Source organism: uncultured Microbacterium sp. (assembly GCF_964244775.1).
Classification (GTDB): Bacteria; Actinomycetota; Actinomycetes; order Actinomycetales; family Microbacteriaceae; genus Microbacterium.
On record NZ_CAXTJR010000001.1, the window covers coordinates 379355 to 403935 of the forward strand.

25 protein-coding genes are annotated in these 24581 nt (G+C 68.4%); 21 read left to right on the forward strand and 4 right to left on the reverse strand.

All coding sequences use genetic code 11. The features are described 5' to 3' along the window. Positions 1 to 97: 97 nt before the first annotated feature. Positions 98 to 850 (forward strand): 3-hydroxybutyrate dehydrogenase, encoded by a 753-nt coding sequence (locus ACFE6Z_RS01800; protein WP_375383975.1) that lies wholly within the window; start codon positions 98 to 100, stop codon positions 848 to 850. Continuing rightward, complete coding sequence (locus ACFE6Z_RS01805) at positions 847 to 1746, forward strand: alpha/beta hydrolase (protein ID WP_375383976.1); 900 nt, start codon at positions 847 to 849, stop codon at positions 1744 to 1746. Before ACFE6Z_RS01800 ends, ACFE6Z_RS01805 begins: the two co-directional genes overlap by 4 nt. On the opposite strand, the gene ACFE6Z_RS01810 is transcribed toward ACFE6Z_RS01805, so the two are convergent. Beyond that, the gene (locus ACFE6Z_RS01810) at positions 1718 to 2503 is read right to left on the reverse strand and encodes an IclR family transcriptional regulator (protein WP_375384631.1); all 786 of its coding nucleotides are present in this window, start codon (positions 2501 to 2503) and stop codon (positions 1718 to 1720) included. The genes ACFE6Z_RS01805 and ACFE6Z_RS01810 overlap by 29 nt on opposite strands. Positions 2504 to 2609: 106 nt before the next feature. On the opposite strand from ACFE6Z_RS01810, the gene ACFE6Z_RS01815 reads away from it, so the two are divergent. The 3 genes from ACFE6Z_RS01815 to ACFE6Z_RS01825 are packed head-to-tail and all read left to right on the forward strand — an operon-like array spanning position 2610 to position 5242. Then, the gene (locus ACFE6Z_RS01815; RefSeq protein ID WP_375383977.1) at positions 2610 to 3413 is read left to right on the forward strand and encodes a CoA transferase subunit A; all 804 of its coding nucleotides are present in this window, start codon (positions 2610 to 2612) and stop codon (positions 3411 to 3413) included. A 3-nt stretch (positions 3414 to 3416) separates the two neighbouring features. Continuing rightward, on the forward strand, positions 3417 to 4061 hold the full coding sequence (locus ACFE6Z_RS01820; protein ID WP_375383978.1) for a CoA transferase subunit B: 645 nt from the start codon (positions 3417 to 3419) through the stop codon (positions 4059 to 4061). Next, the gene (locus tag ACFE6Z_RS01825; RefSeq protein WP_375383979.1) at positions 4058 to 5242 is read left to right on the forward strand and encodes an acetyl-CoA C-acetyltransferase; all 1185 of its coding nucleotides are present in this window, start codon (positions 4058 to 4060) and stop codon (positions 5240 to 5242) included. The genes ACFE6Z_RS01820 and ACFE6Z_RS01825 overlap by 4 nt, the downstream gene beginning before the upstream one ends. 26 nt (positions 5243 to 5268) lie before the next feature. Here the strand turns inward: ACFE6Z_RS01825 and ACFE6Z_RS01830 are convergent, their stop codons facing one another. Then, entirely contained in the window at positions 5269 to 5523 is a 255-nt protein-coding gene (locus ACFE6Z_RS01830) for a hypothetical protein (protein WP_375383980.1), read from the reverse strand. A 95-nt stretch (positions 5524 to 5618) separates the two neighbouring features. On the opposite strand from ACFE6Z_RS01830, the gene ACFE6Z_RS01835 reads away from it, so the two are divergent. The 11 genes from ACFE6Z_RS01835 (at position 5619) to ACFE6Z_RS01885 (ending at position 17023) form a co-directional block, all read left to right on the forward strand. After that, on the forward strand, positions 5619 to 7043 hold the full coding sequence (locus tag ACFE6Z_RS01835; RefSeq protein WP_375383981.1) for a trehalose-6-phosphate synthase: 1425 nt from the start codon (positions 5619 to 5621) through the stop codon (positions 7041 to 7043). Beyond that, entirely contained in the window at positions 7040 to 7837 is a 798-nt protein-coding gene (gene otsB / locus ACFE6Z_RS01840; RefSeq protein WP_375383982.1) for a trehalose-phosphatase, read from the forward strand. The genes ACFE6Z_RS01835 and otsB overlap by 4 nt, the downstream gene beginning before the upstream one ends. A gap of 9 nt (positions 7838 to 7846) precedes the next feature. Further along, a complete protein-coding gene (ilvD, locus tag ACFE6Z_RS01845; RefSeq protein ID WP_375383983.1) occupies positions 7847 to 9568 on the forward strand; it encodes a dihydroxy-acid dehydratase in 1722 nt (573 codons plus the stop codon). Between the two features lie 56 nt (positions 9569 to 9624). After that, the gene (locus ACFE6Z_RS01850; protein WP_375383984.1) at positions 9625 to 11433 is read left to right on the forward strand and encodes an acetolactate synthase large subunit; all 1809 of its coding nucleotides are present in this window, start codon (positions 9625 to 9627) and stop codon (positions 11431 to 11433) included. Positions 11434 to 11435: 2 nt separating this feature from the next. Continuing rightward, positions 11436 to 11945, forward strand: a complete 510-nt coding sequence (gene ilvN / locus ACFE6Z_RS01855; protein WP_375383985.1) for an acetolactate synthase small subunit — start codon at positions 11436 to 11438, stop codon at positions 11943 to 11945. Between the two features lie 70 nt (positions 11946 to 12015). Continuing rightward, positions 12016 to 13041, forward strand: a complete 1026-nt coding sequence (ilvC, locus tag ACFE6Z_RS01860) for a ketol-acid reductoisomerase (RefSeq protein ID WP_375383986.1) — start codon at positions 12016 to 12018, stop codon at positions 13039 to 13041. Between the two features lie 168 nt (positions 13042 to 13209). Next, positions 13210 to 13614, forward strand: coding sequence for a DUF6855 family protein (locus ACFE6Z_RS01865; RefSeq protein WP_375383987.1), 405 nt, complete (start codon positions 13210 to 13212; stop codon positions 13612 to 13614). A gap of 14 nt (positions 13615 to 13628) precedes the next feature. After that, a complete protein-coding gene (locus tag ACFE6Z_RS01870) occupies positions 13629 to 14192 on the forward strand; it encodes a DNA polymerase III subunit gamma/tau (RefSeq protein WP_375383988.1) in 564 nt (187 codons plus the stop codon). Beyond that, positions 14192 to 14545: a bacitracin resistance protein gene (locus tag ACFE6Z_RS01875; protein WP_375383989.1), complete on the forward strand. Its 354-nt coding sequence runs from the start codon at positions 14192 to 14194 to the stop codon at positions 14543 to 14545. The genes ACFE6Z_RS01870 and ACFE6Z_RS01875 overlap by 1 nt, the downstream gene beginning before the upstream one ends. 199 nt (positions 14546 to 14744) lie before the next feature. Further along, positions 14745 to 16349, forward strand: a complete 1605-nt coding sequence (gene serA, locus ACFE6Z_RS01880) for a phosphoglycerate dehydrogenase (protein WP_375384632.1) — start codon at positions 14745 to 14747, stop codon at positions 16347 to 16349. Between the two features lie 32 nt (positions 16350 to 16381). After that, a complete protein-coding gene (locus ACFE6Z_RS01885) occupies positions 16382 to 17023 on the forward strand; it encodes a hypothetical protein (protein WP_375383990.1) in 642 nt (213 codons plus the stop codon). An 11-nt stretch (positions 17024 to 17034) separates the two neighbouring features. Here the strand turns inward: ACFE6Z_RS01885 and ACFE6Z_RS01890 are convergent, their stop codons facing one another. Beyond that, entirely contained in the window at positions 17035 to 17580 is a 546-nt protein-coding gene (locus ACFE6Z_RS01890; RefSeq protein WP_375383991.1) for a TetR/AcrR family transcriptional regulator, read from the reverse strand. Between the two features lie 80 nt (positions 17581 to 17660). Between ACFE6Z_RS01890 and ACFE6Z_RS01895 the strand changes: the two genes are divergently transcribed. From ACFE6Z_RS01895 to ACFE6Z_RS01910, 4 genes are read left to right on the forward strand one after another with little or no spacing between them, the layout of a single operon-like run. Continuing rightward, positions 17661 to 19220 carry an MFS transporter gene (locus ACFE6Z_RS01895; protein WP_375383992.1) on the forward strand — a complete coding sequence of 520 codons (1560 nt, stop codon included), beginning with the start codon at positions 17661 to 17663 and terminating at the stop codon, positions 19218 to 19220. A 58-nt stretch (positions 19221 to 19278) separates the two neighbouring features. Continuing rightward, entirely contained in the window at positions 19279 to 20355 is a 1077-nt protein-coding gene (locus ACFE6Z_RS01900; protein WP_375383993.1) for a 3-isopropylmalate dehydrogenase, read from the forward strand. Positions 20356 to 20404: 49 nt separating this feature from the next. Then, positions 20405 to 21505 carry a branched-chain amino acid aminotransferase gene (locus tag ACFE6Z_RS01905; protein WP_375383994.1) on the forward strand — a complete coding sequence of 367 codons (1101 nt, stop codon included), beginning with the start codon at positions 20405 to 20407 and terminating at the stop codon, positions 21503 to 21505. Between the two features lie 13 nt (positions 21506 to 21518). After that, positions 21519 to 22283, forward strand: coding sequence for a fumarylacetoacetate hydrolase family protein (locus ACFE6Z_RS01910; RefSeq protein ID WP_375383995.1), 765 nt, complete (start codon positions 21519 to 21521; stop codon positions 22281 to 22283). Between the two features lie 37 nt (positions 22284 to 22320). Here ACFE6Z_RS01910 and ACFE6Z_RS01915 read toward each other — a convergent pair whose 3' ends face one another. Further along, a complete protein-coding gene (locus tag ACFE6Z_RS01915; RefSeq protein ID WP_375383996.1) occupies positions 22321 to 22923 on the reverse strand; it encodes a hypothetical protein in 603 nt (200 codons plus the stop codon). A 134-nt stretch (positions 22924 to 23057) separates the two neighbouring features. Between ACFE6Z_RS01915 and gltX the strand changes: the two genes are divergently transcribed. Then, on the forward strand, positions 23058 to 24575 hold the full coding sequence (gltX, locus tag ACFE6Z_RS01920) for a glutamate--tRNA ligase (RefSeq protein ID WP_375383997.1): 1518 nt from the start codon (positions 23058 to 23060) through the stop codon (positions 24573 to 24575). Positions 24576 to 24581: the final 6 nt, after the last annotated feature.

Below are 24581 nucleotides of genomic sequence, written 5' to 3' on the forward strand. Positions count from 1 at the left end.
CCCGAAGTATATACCTCCGGTATGTATGGCCGATGCTTCCATCCATCCACGAGACTGTGGTCGGTGCCGACGGCGCCCGAAGAACGAGGAGACACTCATGGCGGAGCACGATCTTGCAGGTAGGCGGGCACTGGTCACCGGGGGAGCCAGCAGCATCGGGCTCGCGTGCGCCCGCGAGTTCGCATCCCGAGGTGCGCACGTCGTGATCGCCGACCACCACGTGTACCTCACCGAGTCGGTCGCGGCCGAGCTCGACGGGGAGGCGTGGCTCATCGATCTCGCCGACACGTCTGCGCTCGAGGACCTCTCGCTCGACGTCGACATTCTCGTGAACAATGTGGGCATCCAGCACGTGAGCCCGATTCCCGAGTTCGACCCCGAGACCTTCCGCCTCATGCTGCGCCTCATGGTCGAATCGCCCTTCCTGCTCATCCGCGCCGCGCTGCCCGGAATGTACCGGCGGGGGTGGGGCCGCGTGATCAACGTCTCCAGTGCCCATGGGCTGCGGGCGAGCGCCTTCAAATCGGCGTACGTGACGACTAAGCACGCACTCGAAGGACTCTCGAAGGTCACGGCGCTCGAAGGAGCACCGCACGGCGTGACCAGCAACTGCGTCAACCCGTCGTACGTGCGGACACCGCTCGTCGAGAACCAGATCGCCGATCAGGCGCGTGTGCACGGCATCCCCGAAGACGAAGTCGTCGAGAAGGTGATGCTCACCGAGAACGCGATCAAGCGCCTCATCGAACCCGAAGAGGTCGCCTCGCTCGTCGGCTGGCTGGTCTCGGACAACGCGGGAATGGTCACCGGTGCGTCGTACACGATGGACGGCGGCTGGACCGCCCGATGAGCCGGTATCGCACCCTCGATGTCGCGGTCGACGGCGGCGCGCTGCGCGTCGGCGTCTGGGAGCCCGAGAGCGATGAGGATGCCGCCCCCACGCTGTTGCTGATCCACGGGGTGACGGCATCCCACCTGTCGTGGTCGCCCCTGGCCGATCGGCTGCCGCACGTGCGGCTCATCGCGCCCGATCTCCGGGGCCGGGGACGAAGCAGCGGGTTGCCCGTGTCGGCCGGACTCAGCGCGCACGCGAACGACCTCGTCGCGGTGCTCGAGACGCTCGAGGTGGACCGCGCCGTCGTGGTCGGGCATTCGATGGGAGCATTCGTCGCCCTCGTGCTCGGCGAGGAGCACGCCACGCGGGTATCGCGGCTCGTGCTGGTGGATGGAGGCCTGCCCCTCGATCTCCCGGATGGCCTCGCCCCCGAGGAGGTCGTCCGTCTCGTGCTCGGCCCCACCGCCGAGCGGCTCGCGATGCGGTTCGCCTCGGTCGACGCCTACTTCGACTTCTGGCGCGGGCACCCCGCGTTCGCCCGCGACTGGTCGCCCGCGCTCGAGGCATATCTCGCGTACGACCTCGTCGGCGACGCGCCCGAGCTGCGCCCCGCCACGACGCTGGCGACGGTCGAAGCCGACTCCCTCGACCAGAACACGGGCAGCGCCATCGCCGACGCGCTCGCCGCGCTCCGGCATCCGACCCTCGTGCTGACCGCCGAGCGCGGGCTGCTCGACCAGCTGCCGGCGCTGTACGCCGCAGATCGGCTGCCGCGGCTCGTGGCGTCGTACCCCGGCCTCCGGCACGAAGCAGTGCCGGATGTGAACCACTACACTATCGTGCTGTCGGAGCGCGGAGCGGATGCTGTCGCCTCGGCCATCCTCAGCGCGCCGAGGCGATGCGCGTCGTGAGCTGATGCGCGTGCGCGAGCAGCGTGCGACCGAGGTCGGCGAGACGCTCAGGACCGAAGCGGAACTGGACGCCGGTGATGCTCAGCGCCCACTGCGGGTGCCCGTTGCGGTCGAACACCGCGGCGCCCAGGCCGAAGCTGCCCTCGACGATCAGACCGGAGTTCAGGGCGTAGCCGCGCTCGCGCGTCTCGCGCAGGCGTGCGCGCAGGCGGCTCTCGTCGTGCGCGACCCCCCAGCGAGCGGGCAGCTCGGGGTGTCGGTCGAGGTACGCGTCCACATCGTGGGTAGGCAGGAACGCGAGGATCGCGAGACCGGCCGACGCCACGCCGAGCGGGAACCGCACGCCTTCCGAGAGCACGAACGAGCGGATCGGAAAGCTCCCCTCTTCGCGCATGATGCACACCGTCTCGTCTCCGCGCCGCACCGAGAGGAATGCGCTCTCCTCGGTGCGCACCGCGAGCGACCGCACGACATCACGGGCGATCGCGGTGATGTCGTAGCGGGATGCCGCGACCGTCCCCATCAGGTAGAGCTCAGGCCCCGGCATCCACCGCCCGGTCCGTTCGTCGTGATCGACGAGGCCTTCCACGCGCAACGCGGTCAGCAGGCGGTGCGCCGTCGGGCGCGTCAGCTCGGCAGCGCCCGCAAGCTCGGACACGGCGACCCCTTCCGCACCCCCGGCGGTGACCAGACGCAGCAGCCGGGCGGCGCGCGCCACGGATTGCGCACCGGGGATGCCGGTCGCCGAGGAAGGCATGTCCACGATATGGACACTAGCTGCACGGATCTCCACATGGCAACCGGCCGCGTGCACGGTGCCCTCTGCACTCCGAGGATGGAGGCAGAGACATGGAGGAGTGCCCGTGATCGACAAGACATACGCCTCGGCGGCGGAGGCCGTCGCCGACATTCCGGACGGCGCGACGCTCGCCGTCGGAGGGTTCGGTCTCTCCGGAAATCCGACACTGCTCATCGAGGCGCTGCTTGCGCAGGGCACCACCGACCTCAGCATCGTGAGCAACAACTGCGGTACGGATGACTCGGGCCTCGGAATCCTGCTGAACGCCAAGCGCATCCGCAAGATGACGTCTTCCTACGTCGGCGAGAACAAGGAGTTCGAGCGGCAATTCCTCTCCGGTGAGCTCGAGCTCGAACTCACCCCGCAGGGCACGCTCGCCGAGAAGCTGCGGGCGGGCGGATCGGGAATCGCGGCGTTCTTCACGCAGACCGGCGTGGGGACTCAGGTCGCGGAGGGCGGGCTGCCGCGCCGCTACGACGGCTCGGGCGGGGTCGCCGTCGCCTCGCCCGCGAAGGAGGTGCGCGCGTTCGATGTCCGCGCCGAGTCGCGCGACTTCGTGCTGGAGGATGCGATCCAGACAGACTTCGCGCTCGTCCACGCCCTGCGCGGAGACCGATACGGCAACCTCGTCTTCAACAAGGCGGCCCGCAACTTCAACCCGCTCGCCGCGATGGCCGGCCGGGTCTGCATCGCTCAGGTCGAGGAGCTGGTGGAACCCGGCGACCTCGATCCCGACAGCATCCACCTGCCGGGCGTCTACGTGCACCGCATCGTCGAGGTCGGCACCGATATCGACAAGCGCATCGAACGCCGCACCGTTTCCACGGGCACTCTGTCCAGGGGCACTGTGCCTGTGAAGGGAGCCTGACCCATGGCGCTGACCAGAGACCAGATGGCGGCCCGCGCGGCGGCCGAACTCTCCGACGGCTCGTACGTCAACCTGGGCATCGGCCTGCCCACCCTCGTGCCGAACCACGTGCCGACCGGCGTGACGGTCGTGCTGCAGTCGGAGAACGGCATCCTCGGCGTGGGTCCGTACCCGACCGAGGAGAACGTCGACCCCGATCTGATCAATGCGGGCAAGGAGACGGTCACCGTGCTCCCCGGAGCGGCGTACTTCGACTCGGCCACGAGCTTCGGAATGATCCGGGGCGGCAAGATCGACGCGGCGATCCTCGGTGCGATGCAGGTGTCGGCGACGGGCGACATCGCGAACTGGATGATCCCCGGGAAGATGGTCAAGGGACCGGGCGGCGCGATGGATCTCGTCCACGGCGCGCGCAAGGTCATCGTGCTCATGGAGCACGTCGCACGAGACGGATCGGCGAAGATCGTGCACGAGTGCTCGCTCCCGCTCACCGGCAAGGGCGTCGTCGACCGCATCATCACCGATCTGGCCGTGATCGACGTGACAGCCGACGGGCTCGTGCTCGTCGAGACCGCGCCCGGCGTCAGCGTCGACGATGTCGTCGCGGCGACCGAACCCCCGCTCATCACAGAAGGAATGACCTCATGATCCAGGACGACGTCGTCATCGTCGCGGCAGCGCGCACCCCCCAGGGCCGTCTCAAGGGCCAGCTCGCCGCCTTCACCGCACCGCAGCTGGGGGGCTTCGCGATCCGCGGAGCGCTCGAGGCATCCGGCATCCCGGTCGATCAGATCGACGCCGTGATCGTCGGGCAGGTGCTGCCGGCCGGCTCGGGGCAGAACCCCGCCCGGCAGGCGGCGATCAACGCCGGAATCGGATGGGACGTGCCCGCGTCGGGCGTCAACAAGGTGTGCCTGTCGGGTCTCACCGCGATCATCGACGTCACGCGGATGATCCAGGTCGGCGACGCGAAGGTCGTGGTGGCCGCGGGCATGGAGTCGATGACCCGGGCGCCGCACATGCTGATGGGATCGCGTGACGGATGGCAGTACGGCAGCGTCGAGGTGCTCGACCACATGGCGTTCGACGGCCTCACCGACGCGTACGACCACGTCAGCATGGGCGCGTCGACCGAGGCGCTCAACGAGAAGTACGAAGTGACACGCCAGGAGCAGGATGCTGTGGCCGCCCGGTCGCACCAGCGCGCGGCCGCCGCGCAGGCTGCGGGCGTCTTCGACGCCGAGATCGTCACGGTGGAGGTGCCGCAGCGGCGTGGCGAGCCGGTGCTGGTCACGACCGACGAGGGAATCCGGCCCGACACGACCGTCGAGACGCTGGCGACGCTCCGGGGCGCCTTCGCGGAGGGCGGCATGATCACGGCGGGCAACTCATCCCAGATCTCGGACGGCGCCTCCGCCGTGATTCTCACGACCCGCGCGCACGCCGATGAGAACGGGTGGTCGATCCTCGCGGCCGTCGGTGCGTCGGGGCAGGTCGCCGGACCCGACAACTCGCTGCACGCCCAGCCCGCGCACGCGATCGCCCGAGCACTGCAGAAGCAAGGTCTCGCAGCATCCGATCTCGATCTCGTCGAGATCAACGAGGCCTTCGGCGCGGTCGTGGCCAGGTCGCAGCGCGAGCTCGGCGTATCGGATGACGTCGTGAACATCCACGGCGGAGGCATCGCGATCGGTCACCCGATCGGCGCATCGGGCAACCGACTCGTGGTGCACGCGGTGCACGAACTCGTGCGACGCGGCAGCGGTACGGCCGCGGTGGGCTTGTGCGGCGGCGGCGGTCAGGGCGAGGCGCTGATCCTCACCCGCTGACCCGTGGGATCGAAGGGCGGGTGCGCTCAGGCGCGGCGTATGCGCCGCTGGAGCAGCTTCTGCTCCTTGCCCGACACGGGCGAATCGGCCGAGACCAGGTGTCCGCGCGATGCCCGACGGGTGTCGACGATCGCCCCGACAGCGAGCGCGAACGTGATTCCCCAGCTCAGCCAGGCGAGCGCCTCGCGCCAGGTGAACTCCGCATCTCGGGCTCCGCGCAGCAGGGTGATCCCGCTGATGACGGCGCTGATGATCCCGGTGCCGAAGAGGTACTTGCGCATCCCCACACGCTACCGTGCCGGGGCGCGAGCGGGCCACGGGGGAGGGGGCGGCATCCCGCGATGTAGCCTGAAGAACGATCGAAACAGGAGAACCCGTGCCTCAGGCAGAACTGGTCGTCGTCGCTAACCGCCTCCCCGTCGACCGGGTGGAGGGTGCCACCGGGAACGACGTCTGGCGCCGATCGCCCGGCGGACTGGTGACCGCCCTCGAGCCGCTCATGCGCCGAGAAGACGGAGCGTGGGTGGGCTGGCCCGGCCAGGCCGGACTCGAGGTCGAGCCCTTCGACTTCGAAGGCACGCACCTCGTGCCCGTGCCGCTGTCCGAGGAAGAAGTCCAGCTCTACTACGAAGGCTTCTCCAACGACACGATCTGGCCGCTGTATCACGACGTGATCTCCGAGCCGCGCTATCGACGCGTCTGGTGGGATGCGTACGTCAAGGTCAACCGTCGGTTCGCGCAGGCCACGGCAGATGTCACGGCGCAGGGCGGCACCGTCTGGGTGCAGGACTACCAGCTCCAACTCGTGCCGCGCATGCTGCGCGAGCTGCGACCCGATCTGACGATCGGCTACTTCCACCACATTCCCTTCCCGGCATACGGTCTCTATTCGCAGCTGCCCTGGCGTCGCCAGGTGCTGGAGGGACTGCTGGGCGCCGACGTCGTCGGCTTCCAGCGCGTGGCGGATGCCGGAAACTTCGCCCGCGCGATCCGCCGCCAACTCCGCTATGTCACGAAGGCGTCGGGCATCACGGTTCCGCAGGCAGACGGCTCCACGCGGAACGTGCTCGCCAAGGCCTTCCCGATCTCGATCGACACCGCCTCGTACGTCGAGCTCGCCCGCCGCGCCGACGTGCGCGCGCGCGCCGTCGAGATCCGCGAGAGTCTCGGCAACCCGGCCAAGATCCTGCTCGGGGTCGACCGCCTCGACTACACCAAGGGCATCCGTCATCGCCTCAAGGCCTTCGGCGAACTGCTCGAAGACGGGCGCCTCAACGTGGAGGATGTGACGCTCGTGCAGGTCGCGAGCCCCAGCCGCGAGCGTGTCGAGGCCTACGTGCAGTTGCGCGACGAGATCGAGCTCATGGTCAGCCGTATCGGCGGCGACCGCGACACGATGGACCACACCGCGATCCGGTACCTTCACCAGGGTTATCCCCGGGAAGAGATGGTGGCGTTGTTCCTCGCGGCTGACGTGATGCTCGTCACGGCGCTGCGTGACGGCATGAACCTCGTCGCCAAGGAGTACGTCGCGACCCGCACAGACAACCGGGGCGTGCTCATCCTGAGCGAGTTCGCCGGCGCCGCCGACGAACTCGGCACGGCGCTGCGCATCAACCCGCACGACATCGACGCGCTCAAGGACACGATCGTCCGCGCCGTCGAGATGCCACCTGCCGAGCAGGGCCGTCGCATGCGGGCGATGCGGCGCAAGGTGATCGAGAACGATGTCCACGCCTGGTCGTCGTCGTTCCTCGACGCGCTGGCCCAGGCCCGCTCGCAGAAAGAGGACAACGCATGACCGCGCTCGAGACCCCCGACCAGGTGCAGGACGAACTGCGGAGGGTCGCAGCATCCGATCGCCTCCTGGTCGCGCTCGATTTCGACGGCACGCTGTCGCTGCTGCAGGACGAGCCGATGCAGGCGCGGATGCTGCCGGACTCGCGGCGGGCGGTGGAGGCGCTCATCGCCGCACCCGACACGGTGGTCGCGCTCGTCTCCGGGAGGAGCCTGCGCGATCTCGAGGAGATCTCCGAGCATGCCGAGGACTCCGCGATCCTGCTCGCGGGGTCGCACGGCGTGGAGTACTGGTACCCGGGCGAGGGGGCCGTCGAGCCGGACGACGACGACGCGGAGCACGCGCTGCGCGATCATCTGCGCGAGCTCGCGACAGCGGAACTCGGCGACCTCGACGGCGTCTGGGTCGAACCCAAGACGTTCGGCTTCGGCATCCACACGCGCACCGCGTCGGAAGCGGATGCCGAGCAGGCCTGGCAGTACGCCGATGCCCTCGTGTCGCAGAACGCTCCGCACTGGCGCCGCCGCACGGGGCACAACATCGTCGAGTACTCGTTCCGGCACGAGGGCAAGGACAGCGCGATCGCTGCGCTGCGCGAGCGCGTGGGCGCGACGGCCGTCGTGTTCGCCGGAGACGACGTCACCGATGAGGATGCGATCGCGAAGCTCGGCCCCGACGACCTCGGCATCAGGGTGGGACAGGGCCGCACGTCGGCCCGCGTGCGGGTGGCCGACACCAGGGAACTCGCCGCGGCGTTGTCGGCGCTGGCCGAGATGCGCGGCGCCGCACGGGAATAGACTTTCACAATGCCTGAGTTCGATCCTTCTGCCAGCGCGCCCGCAATCGACATCAAACCTCGCAGCCGCGTCGTGACGGACGGCATCGAAGCCACCACGTCACGCGGGATGCTCCGCGCCGTCGGCATGGGCGACGAGGACTGGGACAAGCCCCAGATCGGCATCGCGAGCTCGTGGAACGAGATCACGCCGTGCAACCTGAGCCTGGACCGTCTCGCGCAGGGCGCGAAGGAGGGCGTGCACGCCGGTGGCGGCTACCCCCTCCAGTTCGGCACGATCTCGGTGTCGGACGGCATCTCGATGGGCCACGAGGGCATGCACTTCTCGCTCGTCTCGCGCGAGGTCATCGCCGACTCGGTCGAGACGGTGATGATGGCCGAGCGGCTGGACGGCTCGGTTCTGCTCGCCGGCTGCGACAAATCGATCCCCGGGATGCTCATGGCATCGGCGCGACTGGATCTGTCGAGCGTCTTCCTGTACGCCGGCTCGATCGCGCCGGGCTGGGTCAAGCTCAGCGACGGCACCGAGAAGGACGTCACGATCATCGACTCGTTCGAGGCGGTCGGCGCATGCCTGGCCGGCAAGATGAGCGAGGCCGACCTCAAGCGCATCGAGTGCGCGATCGCCCCCGGCGAGGGTGCGTGCGGAGGCATGTACACCGCCAACACGATGGCATCCGTGGCCGAGGCGCTGGGGCTCAGCCTCCCGGGTTCGGCGGCTCCGCCCAGCGCAGACCGTCGCCGCGACTACTACGCCCACCGTTCGGGCGAGGCGGTCGTGAACCTCCTGCGCCTGGGCATCACGACGCGCGACATCCTGACCCCCGAGTCGTTCGAGAACGCGATCGCGCTGGCCATGGCGCTGGGCGGCTCGACCAACGTCGTCCTGCACCTGCTCGCGATCGCCCGCGAGGCCGAGGTCGAGCTGAACCTCCACGACTTCAACCGCATCGGCGACAAGGTGCCGCACGTGGCCGACATGAAGCCGTTCGGCAAGTACGTCATGAACGACGTCGATCGTCACGGCGGTATCCCGGTGATCATGAAGGCGATGCTCGACGAGGGCCTGCTGCACGGCGACGCCCTGACGGTGACCGGTAAGACGCTCGCGGAGAACCTGGCCGACCTCAACCCCGACCCGGTCGACGGCACCGTCATCCACACGTTCGACAACCCGATCCACAAGAGCGGCGGGATCACGATCCTGCACGGCTCGATCGCCCCCGAGGGCGCGGTCGTGAAATCCGCCGGATTCGACGCCGACGTGTTCGAGGGCCCTGCCCGCGTGTTCGAGCGCGAGCGCGCCGCCATGGACGCCCTCGAGGCGGGTCAGATCGCGGCCGGCGACGTCGTCGTGATCCGGTACGAAGGCCCCAAGGGTGGCCCGGGCATGCGCGAGATGCTCGCGATCACGGCGGCCATCAAGGGCGCGGGGCTCGGAAAAGATGTACTACTCTTGACCGACGGCAGATTCTCAGGCGGCACAACCGGCCTGTGCATCGGCCACATAGCACCCGAAGCGGTGGACGCTGGTCCCATCGCCTTCGTGAGCGATGGTGATCTGATACGGGTCGATATCGCGGCTCGCACTCTCGACCTACTCGTCGATGAGGCTGAGCTCGACTCCCGCCGCTCTGGCTGGGAGCCACTGCCCCCGCGCTACACCCGTGGCGTTCTGGCGAAGTACTCCAAGCTCGTGCGCTCCGCTGCGGAGGGCGCGGTCACGGGGTAGACGGTCTCTTCGAGACCGGCCACCGATATCCGACTTCCCGTCTGAGGATCCTCACCATGTCTGCCGAAAACGCGTCGGCCGTTCCGCGGCCACCCTCTCGTCCCGCCCCCGCGCTCGCGCCCGTGCTCACCGGTGCGCAGGCGGTCGTCCGTTCGCTCGAACTGCTCGGTGTCACCGATGTCTTCGGCCTGCCCGGCGGCGCCATCCTGCCCGTCTACGACCCCCTCATGGACAGCACCGAGCTGCGCCACATCCTCGTCCGCCACGAGCAGGGCGCCGGTCACGCCGCCGAGGGCTATGCCGCAGCATCCAACAGGATCGGGGTCGCGATCGCGACCTCCGGCCCCGGTGCCACCAACCTCGTGACGGCGATCGCCGACGCCTACATGGACTCGGTGCCGATCGTGTGCATCACCGGCCAGGTGTTCTCGAACCTCATGGGAACGGATGCTTTCCAAGAGGCCGACATCGTGGGCATCACGATGCCCATCACCAAGCACTCGTTCCTGGTGAAGAGGGCCGAAGACATCCCCGGTGCGATCGCGGCTGCGTTCGAGGTTGCGGGCACCGGTCGCCCAGGCCCTGTGCTCGTGGACATCACGAAAGACGCGCAGCAGGCCGAGGCGCCCTTCGTCTGGCCGCCCAAGATCGACCTGCCCGGCTACCGGCCCGTGACCAAGGCGCACGGCAAGCAGATCCAGGCGGCGGCCCAGCTGCTCGCCGAGGCGAAGAAGCCCGTGCTCTACGTCGGCGGCGGCGTCATCCGCTCGCAGGCCTCCGCCGAGCTGCTCGCCCTCGCCGAGACGACGGGTGCACCGATCGTGACGACACTCATGGCGCGTGGCGCGTTCCCCGACTCGCACCCTCAGCACCTGGGCATGCCGGGCATGCACGGCACGGTTCCGGCCGTCCTCGCGCTGCAGGAGGCCGATCTGCTCATCTCGCTGGGCGCGCGGTTCGACGATCGGGTGACCGGCAAGGCGTCGCTGTTCGCCCCCAACGCCAAGGTGGTGCACGTCGACATCGACCCGGCCGAGATCGGCAAGATCCGTGCCGCCGAGGTGCCGATCGTGGGCGACCTGAAAGACGTGCTCGTCGACCTCGAGGCCGCCTACCGCGCCTCCAGCGCCGGTGCCGCGCCCGATACGCAGGAGTGGTGGTCGTATCTGGACGGGCTCCGCGCCGAGTTCCCGCTCGGCTACACGCAGCCCGCCGACGGCCTGATGTCGCCGCAGTACGTGATCTCGCGGATCGGTGAGATCACCGGCCCCGAGGGCGTCTTCGCCGCCGGCGTCGGGCAGCACCAGATGTGGGCCGCGCAGTTCATCAAGTACGAGCGCCCCAACGCCTGGCTCAACTCCGGCGGGGCCGGGACGATGGGTTACGCGGTTCCCGCCGCGATGGGCGCGAAGGTCGCCGAACCCGACCGTGACGTGTGGGCGATCGACGGCGACGGCTGCTTCCAGATGACCAACCAGGAGCTCGCCACCTGCGCGATCAACAACATCCCGATCAAGGTCGCGATCATCAACAACTCCTCGCTCGGCATGGTGCGCCAGTGGCAGACCCTGTTCTACGACGGTCGCTACTCGCACACGAGCCTGAACACCGGGCACGGCACGGTGCGCATCCCCGACTTCGTGAAGCTGGCCGAGGCATACGGATGCCTCGCGATCCGCGTCGAGAAGGAAGAGGACGTGGATGCTGCCATCAAGACGGCGCTCGAGACCAATGACCGCCCCGTGGTCATCGACTTCGTCGTGAGCGCCGAGGCGATGGTGTGGCCCATGGTGCCCCAGGGCGTCAGCAACAGCTACGTCCAGTACGCCCGCGACCACTCGCCCGCATTCGACGAGGAGGCCTGATCATGCCCAGTCACGTGCTGAGCCTCCTGGTGGAGGACAAGCCCGGTCTGCTGACGCGTGTCGCCGGCCTTTTCGCGCGCCGCGGCTTCAACATCGAGTCGCTCGCGGTGGGGGTCACCGAGGTCCCGGGGCTCTCGCGCATCACCGTCGTCGTCGACGTCGAAGAACTCCCGCTCGAGCAGGTGACCAAGCAGCTCAACAAGCTGATCAATGTCATCAAGATCGTCGAGCTCGACATGTCGTCCTCGGTGCAGCGCGAGCACATGCTGGTGAAGGTGCGGGCCGACAACGCGAACCGCTCGAGCGTGCTCGAAGTCGTCAGCCTGTTCCGGGCATCGGTCGTGGACTATGCGCCCGACGCCCTCGTGATCGAGGTGACCGGCGACCACGGCAAGGTCGACGCGCTGCTGCGTGCACTCGAGCCGTTCGGCATCAAAGAGCTCGCCCAGTCGGGTCTGCTCGCGATCGGCCGTGGCGGCAAGAGCATCACCGAGCGGGTCCTGCGCAATTAGATCCTCTGTACTCGAGCGTTTCGACTCGCTTCGCTCGCTCAACGACCGGAAACACACAAGGAGAAACAAAGTGACCGAGATCTTCTACGACGCCGACGCCGACCTGTCGCTCATCCAGAGCAAGAAGGTGGCCATCGTCGGCTACGGCTCGCAGGGCCACGCGCACGCGCTCAACCTGCGCGACTCGGGCGTCGAGGTCGTCGTCGCCCTCAAAGAGGGGTCGACGTCGATCCAGAAGGCCGAAGAGGCCGGCTTCGAGGTCAAGTCGGTCGCGGATGCCGCCGACTGGGCCGACGTCATCGTGATCCTGGCGCCCGACCAGCACCAGCGCGGCATCTTCGCCGACTCGATCAAAGACCACCTGGCCGAGGGTAAAACCCTCCTGTTCAGCCACGGATTCAACATCCGCTTCGGCTACATCCAGGCGCCCGACGGCGTCGACGTCGTCATGGTCGCCCCCAAGGGCCCCGGCCACACCGTCCGTCGCGAGTACGAGGCGGGTCGCGGTGTTCCCGTGATCGTCGCGGTCGAGAAGGACGCATCGGGCGGCGCGTGGGAAACGGCGTGGTCGTACGCGAAGGCGATCGGCGGCCTTCGCGCCGGCGGCATCAAGACCACCTTCACCGAAGAGACCGAAACCGACCTGTTCGGTGAGCAGGCCGTGCTCTGCGGCGGCGTGTCGCAGCTGGTCCAGTACGGGTTCGAGACCCTCACCGAGGCCGGCTACCAGCCCCAGATCGCCTACTTCGAGGTGCTGCACGAGCTCAAGCTGATCGTCGACCTCATGTGGGAGGGCGGCATCGCCAAGCAGCGCTGGTCGGTCTCGGACACCGCCGAGTACGGCGACTACGTCTCGGGCCCGCGCGTGATCGACCCGCACGTCAAGGAGAACATGCAGGCCGTCCTCGCAGACATCCAGTCGGGAGCGTTCGCCGAGAAGTTCATCGCAGACCAGGATGCCGGTGCTCCGGAGTTCCTCGAGCTGCGGGCCAAGGGTGCGGCGCACCCGATCGAGGCGACCGGCAAGGAGCTGCGCGCCCTGTTCGCGTGGAAGCAGCAGGACGCCGACTACACCGAGGGTAGCGCCGCGCGCTAGCGCACATGCTCGCGCGCTGAGCCCCGGCATCCAGACCGCCGTCCGATCCGGCACGGCTTCAGGCCCGGCCATCGTCCCCCCAACCAGGGGATCGGTGGCCGGGCCGCTTTCCTGCCGTGGGCATCCCGATGTCGCTACGCTGACCGTGACGGATGGAAGGTGGACCCGATGACCGGTTCCGGCACGAAAGAGGATCCCTGGCAGCTGACCACCGCGCCCGGATCATCGGCGTACACGATGTACCGCGACGACACGGCGGATCCGCCGTTGCTGGTCTGTCAGGTCGGTTCGACGAAGCTCACCTATCTCGCATCCGCGATCGACGACGCCGTCACATGGCTCCGTGCGCAGGGCGATTGGGTCGACCTCGGTGCGACCGACGAGCAGAAGGACGCACCTGAGGGCACCCTCGAGGCGTGGGGTCGGAGTGGAGACAATCCGGTGGACGGCTGGTACGGCCAGCGCAAGGGGTATCGCGGTCGGTTCGGGATGTACGTCCCCCCGCTCCTGGAAGAACTTGGCCTGGTCGAGCTGACACACGAGAAGCGCGGCAACCGACTGCGCGCACTCTGACTTACGCTGAGTGCATGACCGCCCGACATGACGACGCGCTGTCGTGGGACGGCGACGACGATCCCACGCTCGATACCGGTATCGCTGCGACCGCGCGCGACGCGGAACCGGCGGAGATCGAGACCCCCGAGCCCGCGCAGCCCGCTCCTGCACCGCCCGCGCTGCCCACAGGTTTCACCGCCGTCGGCAAAGACAGCGGCACTGTGGGCCATGTCGCGGCGGACGGCACAGTCACCATGCCGACCGATCGCGCTCCGCTCGGCAATGTCGCCCTCATCACGCTCGGCATCCTCGGCGGCATCTACGCGCTCTGGACGGTCGGCTGGATCGTCGGTGGCCTCCGGGTGCACAGCGTTGCCGGATTCCTCGTCTCATCCGACGGCGCCGCATCTCCGCTGTGGACGGGCGGCAACCTCGTCGCGCTGTTGCTCGCCATCCTCGCCCCGGCGATCTGGTTCGGCACAGTCGTGTGGCTCACCCGCGGAGGGCGAGTGTGGCTCCGCTGGCTGCTGCTGTTCGTCGGCGTCGTCCTGCTCGTCCCGTGGCCGTTCATCATGGTGGGGGCGGTGGGTTCGTGATGGGTACTCCAGCTCCGAGCTCGACGCGGCGCGCACCGATCCTGCCGGTCTGGATCGTTGCGACGATCTCCGGCATCTTCGGTCTCCTGTACGCGTATGTCGTCTGGAATGCGGCCACGCTCCTCGCCTATCAGGCGAGCGGAGTGCTCGGCATCAACGGCCTCGGGTGGCTCGTACTGCTCCTGGCTGTGCTGTTCCCGATCATCGTCTTCGCGATCGCCTTCGCCGTGGGGTACCGCCGTCGTGCGCTTCCATTCGCCGCGATCCTGTTGACCGGTCTGGCGCTCGTCGCCGTGTTCTGGATGAGCATCCTCGCCTACGCATATGCCTACGGCGGGTCGCTGCTGGGCTGACCCGCCCCGCAATGCACCCTCACCGAGGGTGCATTGCGACGATCGAGGGTGCACTGCGGGGCGTCATACGGTCCGGGTCGGCAGATCGCCCGAGGTAGGCTGAAAGACGCTGAGCCCCCCTCTGGCGTGCGGCGCGGCATCCGCTCTGCTTCGCGCAATCGCGCACCGCCCCGAAGGAACCTCCGTGTCGCAGCCTGTTGTGTCGAAGCCTGTCGTGCTGATCGCCGAAGAACTGTCTCCCGCCACGATCGATGCACTCGGTCCCGACTTCGCGATCCGGCAGATCGACGGGACCGACCGTGCGGCGCTGCTCGCGGGTCTCGCTGACGCGCACGCGGTTCTGGTGCGGTCGGCGACGAAGATCGATGCCGAGGCGATCGCCGCCTCTCCGGTGCTCAAGGTCGTCGCCCGCGCGGGTGTGGGCCTGGACAACGTGGACATCAAGGCCGCCACGACCGCCGGCGTCATGGTGGTGAACGCCCCCACCTCGAACATCATCTCGGCGGCCGAGCTGACGATCGGCCACATCCTGAGCCTGGCCCGGCACATTCCCGCCGCCCACGCATCGCTCGCCGGCGGTCAGTGGAAGCGCAGCGCCTACACCGGCATGGAGCTGTTCGAGAAGACTGTCGGAATCGTCGGCCTCGGCCGCATCGGCGGCCTGATCAGCGAGCGGCTGCGCGCCTTCGGTGTGCGCGTCGTCGGGTACGACCCCTACGTCACCCCCGCACGTGCACAGCAGCTGCAGGTCGAGCTTCTCTCGTTCGACGAGGTGCTGCGCCAGAGCGACTTCGTCACCGTGCACATGCCCAAGACTCCCGAGACCACGGGCATGATCAGCACCGAGCAGCTCGCGCTCATGAAGCCGACCGCCTATGTCATCAACGTCGCCCGCGGCGGCCTCATCGACGAGGAGGCGCTGTACACGGCGCTCACCACCGGTGTGATCGCCGGCGCCGGACTCGACGTCTTCACGTCCGAGCCCCCGGCCGCCGATTCGTCGGCGTCGCACCTGCTCGCCCTGCCGAACGTAGTCGTGACACCGCACCTCGGCGCCAGCACCGACGAAGCGCAGGAGAAGGCGGGTGTCTCGGTCGCCCGCTCGGTCAAGCTCGCTCTCGAAGGCGACCTCGTTCCGGATGCTGTCAACGTCGCAGGCGGCATCATCGACCCGTTCGTGCGCCCGGGCATCGCCCTCGTCGAGAAGCTCGGCCAGTTCTTCACGGGGCTCGCGTCGGCAGCCCTCACCAGCCTCGACATCGAGGTACGCGGTGAGCTCGCCGCCTACGACGTCAGCGTGTACCGGCTCGCCGCGTTGAAGGGCATCCTCACGAACATCGTGAGCGAGAACGTGTCATACGTGAACGCGCCGCTCTTCGCCGAGCAGCGCGGGATCGAGACGCGGTTGATCGTCGAGGCCGACAGCCCGCTGTACCGCAACCTCACGGTGCTGCGCGGCACGCTCTCGGACGGAACGGTGCTCTCGGTGGCCGGCACTCTCGCCGGAACCCGCATGGTGCCCAAGGTCGTCGGAATCAACGAGTACGAGATCGAGGTGCCGTTCGAGCAGCACCACATCGTCATGCGCTACGCGGACCGCCCCGGAATCGTCGCGATCTACGGCCAGCGCCTGGGTGATGCGGGCATCAACATCGCCGGCCTCCAGGTGGCGCATCCCGACGCGACCGGACGCGCACTGTCGGTGCTCACGGTCGACTCGCTGGTTCCGGATGAGATGCTCACCGAACTGCACCAGGCTGTGCAGGCGGATATGTTCCGTCAGATCGAGATCACCGAGCCGTAGGCGCACGCCGGGCCCGCCGCTACGGTGAGCGCATGCGTCTCCTGAACACCCCGGCGGCCCGCATTCTCGGGTCGGTCGTGTCGTGGTTGCTGTTCTCGTTGTGCTTCACCCTGCTCTTCGAGTCGGGGCGGATGCTGATGGGACTCGGCGGCTCGTGCGCGTCGGGTGGCCCGTACGTGATCGAGACCCCCTGCCCGGACGCGGTGGCGATCTTCACGCCGCTGAGCATCCTCGGGGGCCTCGCGGCGGCCGCGATAGGGCTGATCTTCGCCCGCGGCTTCGGCACACCAGTGGTCTTGTGGGCGTGGCCCGTTCTCTTCGTCGGGCTGGGCATCGACTTCCTGCTCGCCTCGTTCCAGCCGGGGGGCGCAGCGAACCTCGTCGTCGCGATCGTGTTCCTCGTGATGGGACTGGTTCCGCTCGGGTTCGTGTGGCGCGTGGGTGTGCGGCGACTGTTCGTCGGCACGACCGATGCGCGTGACAGGTCGTTCATGGATGAGCGCGGTCCGGTGCGGATCTTCTCCTTCGGCGCTGCACCACCCGACGACAGCAGGCGTGTGACGGCGGGGGACTGGGCGCTCGCACTCGGGATCTGCCTGCCCTGCGTCGCGCTGGGCGTGTGGCTCGGGCTCATCCTCTTCGGTGTGGCTGCGGCAGAGCCTGTTCCGCGCTGAGGCGCACGCCGTCAGCGACCTGCTGCCCTCAGTACGAGGGCGATCAGCGCATCGAGATCTTCGCCGACAGGCACGGGGCCCGGCACGCCCCCGACCGTCAGCGCGTTGTTGAAATACAGACCGTCGCTCACGAGCATGATCAGCTGGAGCGCGGTCTCGTCCTTCGCCTCCGGCCGCACGGCGTCTTCCCACAGGGTGCGCAGATCGCGCAGCGCGTCCGTCGCGGAGGGATGACCGTTCTGCGCGAGTCGCGAGAGTGCGATGATCGTGCGGTCCAGCGCGCTCCCGGTCATGATCGAGGTTCGCATGAAGGCTGCGACGGGTCCCTCCGGCGACGCCCTGATCTCTTCGATGTCTTCGACGGAGAGGGCGCGCAAACGCTCGATCAGCCCTTCGACCAGGGCGTCCTTCGATCCGAAGTGGTAGAGCAGGCCGCCCTTGGACACTCCCGCCCGGCGGGCCGAGGCATCCAGAGTCGCCGCTCTTTCGCCGTCTTCCACGAGGAGCGACTCGAACGCGTCGAGCACCACTTCGCGGGCGTGCGGGGGTCGGCTCATGGTTCCGATCGTATCCATCGTTACTACTGGCGACAGCGCAGGGAAGTTTGATACTATACCGGCTGGACGGTTTATAAATCATGGCTTCAACACTCACTCAAGACATCGCGATCGCCGAGGGCGACAGCACCCGCGTCGGCTGGCGCGGCTGGGCGGCGCTCGCCGTGCTCATGCTGCCCGTGCTGCTCGTGTCGGTCGACAACACCGTGCTCAGCTTCGCCCTGCCGCAGATCGCGCTCGACCTCGAGCCCACCGCGACGCAGCAGCTCTGGATCATCGATGCCTACCCGCTCGTGCTGGCGAGCCTCCTGGTGACGATGGGCGTGCTCGGCGACCGATTCGGGCGCCGACGGATGCTGCTGATCGGCGCCGCCGGTTTCGGTGCCGTCTCGGCACTCGCGGCGTTCGCCCCGAGTGCCGAGTGGCTCATCGCCGCGCGCGCCGCGATGGGCATCTTCGGCGCGATGCTCATGCCCTCGACCCTGTCGCTGCTGCGCAGCATCTTCTCCAACCGCGACCAGCGTCGCATGGCCATCGCGATCTGGGCATCGGCCTTCTCGGCCGGCGCCGCGCTCGGACCGGTGGTCGGCGGCATCCTCCTGCAGCACTTCGCGTGGGGGGCCGTCTTCCTGATGGCCGTGCCGGTGCTCGTGCCCCTGCTCATCCTCGTGCCGATCCTCGTGCCCGAGAGCCGTGACCCGCATCCGGGCCGCTTCGACGCGCTCAGCGTCGTGCTGTCGCTCGGGACGATGGTGCCGATCGTCTACGCCATCAAGGAGTTCGCGGTGCACGGCACCGAAAGCGCCCTGCCTCTGGTTCTCGTGGTCGTCGGCGTCGTGTTCGGCGTCTTGTTCGTCCGTCGGCAGAACCGACTCGAGACGCCCATGCTCGACATGCGCCTGTTCCGCCGTGCGAATTTCACCGGGTCGGTGCTCGTCAACCTGCTGAGCGTCATCGGTCTCGTCGGCTTCCTGTACTTCGTCGCGCAGCACCTGCAGCTGGTCGTGGGGCTCTCGCCCCTCGATGCGGCGCTCGCGCTCGTACCCGGACTCCTCGCGATGATCGTCGCCGGAATCGGTGTCGTGCCCATCGCCAAGCGCGTCGCACCGCGCATCGTGGTGCCCACGGCGCTCGGGTTCTCGGTGCTCGGCTATGTCCTGGTGGCCATCGCCGCAGACACGGGTGCGCTGCCGTTGCTGATCGGCGCCTTCGTCTCACTCGGCATCGGGATCGGCTCGGCCGAGACCGTCTCGAACGAGCTGATCCTCGCGAGTGCTCCGCCGGCGAAGGCCGGCGCCGCGAGCGCCGTGTCGGAGACCGCCTATGAACTCGGCGCCGTCCTCGGTACGACGATCATGGGCGGACTCCTCGCCGCGTTCTACCGCGCCAGCCTCGTACTGCCCGCAGGTATCCCCGACTCCGCTGCGGATGCGGCGAGCCAGACGCTCGCCGGTGCGGTCGCCGCATCCGAGACTCTGGACCAGGCGATGGGACAGGCGCTGCGGGATGCAGCGGCACACGCGTTCGACGCGGGCGTCGGTGTCACCGCACTGATCGGTGCGGGGCTCATCGTGGTGGCGGCGCTCATCGCCGCCTTCACGCTGGGCGGTCGACACAAGCCCGTGCCCGTCGACCACTGACCCGGATCCGGCGATGCGGGTGCACCCCGATACGCTGGGAACCGAGAGAAGGAGCGCAATGCCGGGCGTGCAGAGCAGAACCGTGAGACTGGCCGTGATCCCGGGCGACGGGATCGGGCCGGAAGTCATCGCCGAAGCCGAGAAGGTGCTCGATGCGGCGACCGCGGGCTCCGGCATCCGCTTCGACAAGACCCGCTTCGCACTCGGCGCGGCGCGATTCCTCGAGACCGGCGACACGCTGACGGATGCCGATCTCGACGCCATCAAGGAACACGATGCGATCCTGCTCGGCGCCGTCGGGGGAGTGCCCGGCGATGTGCGGCTGAAGGATGCCAACATCGAGCGCGGACTCCTGCTGAAGCTCCGCTTCGAGTTGGACCACTACGTGAACCTGCGTCCGTCGAAACTGTACCCGGGCGCTCCGGGGCCGCTCGCGGCGCCCGGCGACATCGACTTCGTCGTCGTCCGGGAGGGGACCGAAGGGCCGTACGTCGGCAACGGCGGGTCGATCCGCCGCGGCACGCCCCATGAGATCGCCAACGAGACCTCGGTGAACACCGCCTTCGGCGTCGAGCGCGTGGTGCGCTACGCGTTCGACCTCGCCGAGCGGCGCCGGAGGAAGCTGACGCTCGTGCACAAGACGAACGTGCTGGTGCACGCGGGAGGAATCTGGCAGCGCATCGTCGATGAGGTGGCGCGCGAGCATCCAGACGTCACCGTAGACTATCTGCACGTCGACGCGGCGACGATCTTCCTGGTCACGAACCCGGGCCGCTTCGATGTGATCGTCACCGACAACCTCTTCGGAGACATCCTCACCGACCTGGCCGGCGCCGTCACCGGTGGCATCGGTCTCGCCGCATCCGGCAACATCAACCCGGACGGCGCGTTCCCCTCGATGTTCGAGCCCGTTCACGGTTCGGCGCCCGACATCGCGGGACAGCAGAAAGCCGATCCCACCGCTGCGATCCTCTCCATCGCCCTGCTGCTGGACCATCTCGGGCTGCGGGACGAATCCGCTCGCGTCACCCGCGCGGTGGAGGACGACATCGCAGGCCGGGACGACACCGCCGGAACCACCGCCAGAACCACTGCGCAGATCGGCGACGCCATCGCGGCAGGACTCCGGGCGTAACCTGGATCCACCGCCCGATTCGCCCGCGCACGACACGCATGGATGTGACATGACCCTCATCGACACCGAGACCGGACTCCCCTCGCTGGAGTTCGCCGTGACCAAGAACCTCGCGGCCAAGTCGCCCGCGCAGCGCGAAGAGCTGCTGCGCGATCCGATCTTCGGCACGGCCTTCACCGATCACATGGTCGACATCTGCTGGTCGGTCGGCGGCGGCTGGCACCGCCCGCGCGTGCAGCCCTACGGCCCGATCGCGCTCGACCCGGCGGCCGCGGTGCTGCACTACGGGCAGGAGATCTTCGAGGGCATCAAGGCGTACCGCCACGCGGACGGCTCGATCCACACGTTCCGGCCGCGCCAGAACGGGCTGCGGCTCCAGCGCAGCGCCCGCCGGCTCGCGCTGCCCGAGTTACCGGTGGACTACTTCATCCAGTCGCTCAAGGCGCTCATCGCCGTCGACGGCGCCTGGGTTCCGGCATCCGCCGATCAGAGCCTGTATCTGCGCCCCTTCATGTTCGCCAAGGAGGCTTTCCTCGGCGTTCGCCCGGCCAACAAGGTCAACTACTACGTGATCGCCAGCCCCGTCGGCCCCTACTTCAAGGGCGGGGCGAAGCCGGTCTCGATCTGGCTGAGCGAGGACTACGCACGCGCGGGCAAGGGCGGAACGGGGGCCGCCAAGACCGGCGGCAACTACGCGGCGAGCCTGCTGCCCCAGGCCGAAGCGTACGAGGAGGGCTGCGACCAGGTCGTCTTCCTCGACCAGGACGGCAATGTCGAAGAGCTCGGCGGAATGAACATCGTGTTCGTCTACAAGGACGGCACGCTCGTCACGCCGCAGTCGGACTCGATCCTGGAAGGGATCACCCGCGACTCGCTCCTGCAGCTGGCCGCCGACCGCGGACACAAGGTGGTCGGGCGCAACGTCGCGCTCGCGGAGTGGCGCGAAGGTGTGGCATCCGGCGACATCGTCGAGGTGTTCGCGTGCGGTACCGCTGCCGTCGTGGCGCCGATCGGCCTGCTGAAAGGCAAGAACTTCTTCGACGAGCAGCCGATCGGGCCGCTCGCGCTTTCGCTGCGCGAAGAGCTCACCGACATCCAGTACGGGCGCCGCGAAGACACGCACGACTGGCTCGTGCGCCTCGACGGCTGAGTAGGCTCGACGGGTGAGGATCGCCCGCTTCAGCCACCAGAACGCCATCCGCTACGGGATCGTCGACGGGGGCGAGCTCGTCGTCCTCGACGGCGACCCCATGTTCGCCGGCTTCCAGACGACCGATGAGCGCGTGCCGCTCCGCGACATCTCGCTGCTCGCGCCCGTGATACCGCGGTCGAAGGTCGTCTGCGTCGGACGCAATTATCGCGAGCACGCGGCCGAACTCGGCAACGAAGTGCCCGCCGAGCCGCTGCTGTTCTTCAAGCCGAACACCTCGGTGATCGGACCGGGCGACGCGATCGTGCGGCCGACCCAGTCGTCGTTCACCAGCTTCGAGGGCGAGCTCGCCGCCGTCATCGGTCGCATCGCGAAGAACGTGCCGGCACACGACGCGCTGGACTACGTGTTCGGCTACACGATCGCCAACGACGTCACCGCCCGCGACCTGCAGAAGACGGACGGCCAATGGGCCAGGGCGAAGGGCTTCGACACCTTCTGTCCGCTGGGTCCGGCGATCGAGACGGAGTTCGCGCTGGAGGATGCCCGCATCGTCACGCGCCTGAACGGCGAAGTGAAGCAGGACGGCCCGATCAGCGACATGATCCACTCGGTGGCCGACATCATCGCGTATGCGTCGGCCGCGTTCACGCTGCTGCCCGGAGATGTGATCCTCACCGGCACGCCCGCGGGCGTCGGGCCGTTCGTCGGCGGTGATGTCATCGAGGTCGAGATCACCGGCCTCGGCATCCTGCGGAACACCGCGCGGGACGCCTGACTACGTCTCGCGGGTCGACCGCGAACGGGACGCATCCTCAGGGCCACATCTGTACGGCGAGGTCGGAGAGCAGCTGCCCGCCGTCGATGTTGCTCGCGGACATGTAGATCCAGACGTTGTCGCGCGCGTAGATCGTCTCGACCGCATCGACTGGGTACTGCGAGTTGTGGATCGTCATCGTGCAGAGGGGGTTGCCCGCACGCGCGGTCGAGCAGGTGTAACCCAGCCCGGGGAGCGTATCGACCGCAGAGGTGACGGCTGCGGGAGTGGCCTCGCTGATCAGGAGGAGGATGCCGGTGGCATCGCCGACGATCCAATCGCAGCCGAGCCTGAGGGTGGCGCCGTCCGGCGCGGGCCGGACGAACCCGGTGCCGTCGCCCTGCAGAGTCATGCTGTCGACCGTGTCTTTCCGCGACGCCGCGGTGCCCACGGACGCGCAATCGGTGGGGAAGACGGCTGTCTTCGCCACCGTCGAAGTCGGAGTCGAAGTCGGTGTGGGAGTGGGTGTGGGAGTGGGCGTCGGGGCGACGGTCGCGGTGATCGTCGGAGTCGCGGCGGGCGTACCGCCCGCACAGCCTGCGAGTGCGACGGCGGTGACGGCGAAGGCGGCGAGCAGGGCGGCGGCACGGGCACGGATCATCGGCGTCTCCTGGGGGCGAGGTGCAGGGTCGGGCATGAGCCTAGTGCGCTCGGCTACTGCCGGCACCCGATCGAGGCGGCCGGTCGCGTCGCAGCCCCAGGCCGGCTGAGCGCCCGCGCCTAGACTGGGTGCCGATGTCTTCCTCACCAGACCCTCGCACCACGACCGCCACCGGAGCCGACGTCCGCGTCCGCTTCTGCCCGAGCCCGACCGGACTGCCGCATGTCGGCCTCATCCGCACCGTGCTGTTCAACTGGGCCTACGCACGCCACAACGGCGGGGCACTCGTCTTCCGCATCGAAGACACCGATGCGGCACGCGACAGCGAGGAGAGCTACCAGCAGCTGCTGGATGCTCTGCGGTGGCTCGAGATCGACTGGGACGAAGGCGTGGAGGTCGGCGGCCCGCACGCTCCCTACCGGCAGAGCCAGCGGCACGACCTGCACCTCGATGTGCTGGAGAAGCTCAAGGCGACTGGCGCGGTGTACGAGAGCTACTCCACCGCCGAGGAGATCGACGCGCGCAACGATGCCCGCGGCCGTGCCCGCCAGCTCGGCTATGACAACTTCGACCGGGATCTGACCGACCAGGAGCGTGCCGACTTCCGTGCCGCGGGCCGCGAGCCCGCCTGGCGGCTCCGCGTGCCGGACGAAGACCTCACCTACATCGACCTGATCCGCGGCGAGGTCACCTTCCCCGCCGGCTCGTTCCCCGACTTCGTGCTCGTGCGTGCGGGCGGAATCCCGCTGTATCCCTTCGTGAATCCGGTCGACGATGCGCTCATGGGCATCACGCACGTGATCCGCGGCGAAGACCTGATGCCGTCGACGGCGCGGCAGCTCGCGCTGTACGGAGCGCTCGTGGATGCCGGTGTCACGACGTTCATCCCGCGCTTCGCGCACATGCCGCTCGTGCTCGGCGAAGAGGGCAACAAGAAGCTCTCCAAGCGCGATCCGAAAGCCGACCTCTTCCATCAGCGCGAGCGCGGATTCATCCACGAAGGGCTTCTGAACTATCTGGCGCTGCTCGGGTGGTCGATCGGACCCGACCGCGACGTCTTCTCGCTCGACGAACTGGTCGCGGCGTTCGACATCGTCGATGTCAACCCGAACCCCGCACGGTTCGACCAGAAGAAGGCCGAATCCATCAACGGCGATCACATCCGAATGCTGGAGCCCGCCGACTTCGCCGCGCGCCTGGTGCCGTACCTGGCCGCCGCAGGCGTGGTGGCAGACCCGCCTACGGGCGAACAGCAGGCGATGATCACAGCATCCGCACCCCTCGTCCAGGAGCGCATGCAGGTGCTGGGGGACGCACCCGCACTGCTGGGGTTCCTCTTCACCGACACGCTCGACTATGCGGACGACGCGCTGGCCTCGCTGCCGGCCGATGGCGGTGAGGTGCTCGTCGCCTCGGTGGGTGCGCTCGAACTGGTGCCCGAGGCGGAGTTCACCGCGGCCGCGGTGCAGGATGCGCTCTCGTCAGCGCTCATCGACGGGCTCGGCCTGAAGCCGCGCGTCGCCTACGGACCACTGCGGGTGGCGTTGAGCGGGCGACGGATCTCTCCGCCGCTGTTCGAGTCGATGGAGCTCTTGGGCAAGCTGGAGTCGGTCCGCCGGCTCGGCGCGCTGGTGGAGCACCTCGCGGGCTGAGCGCGG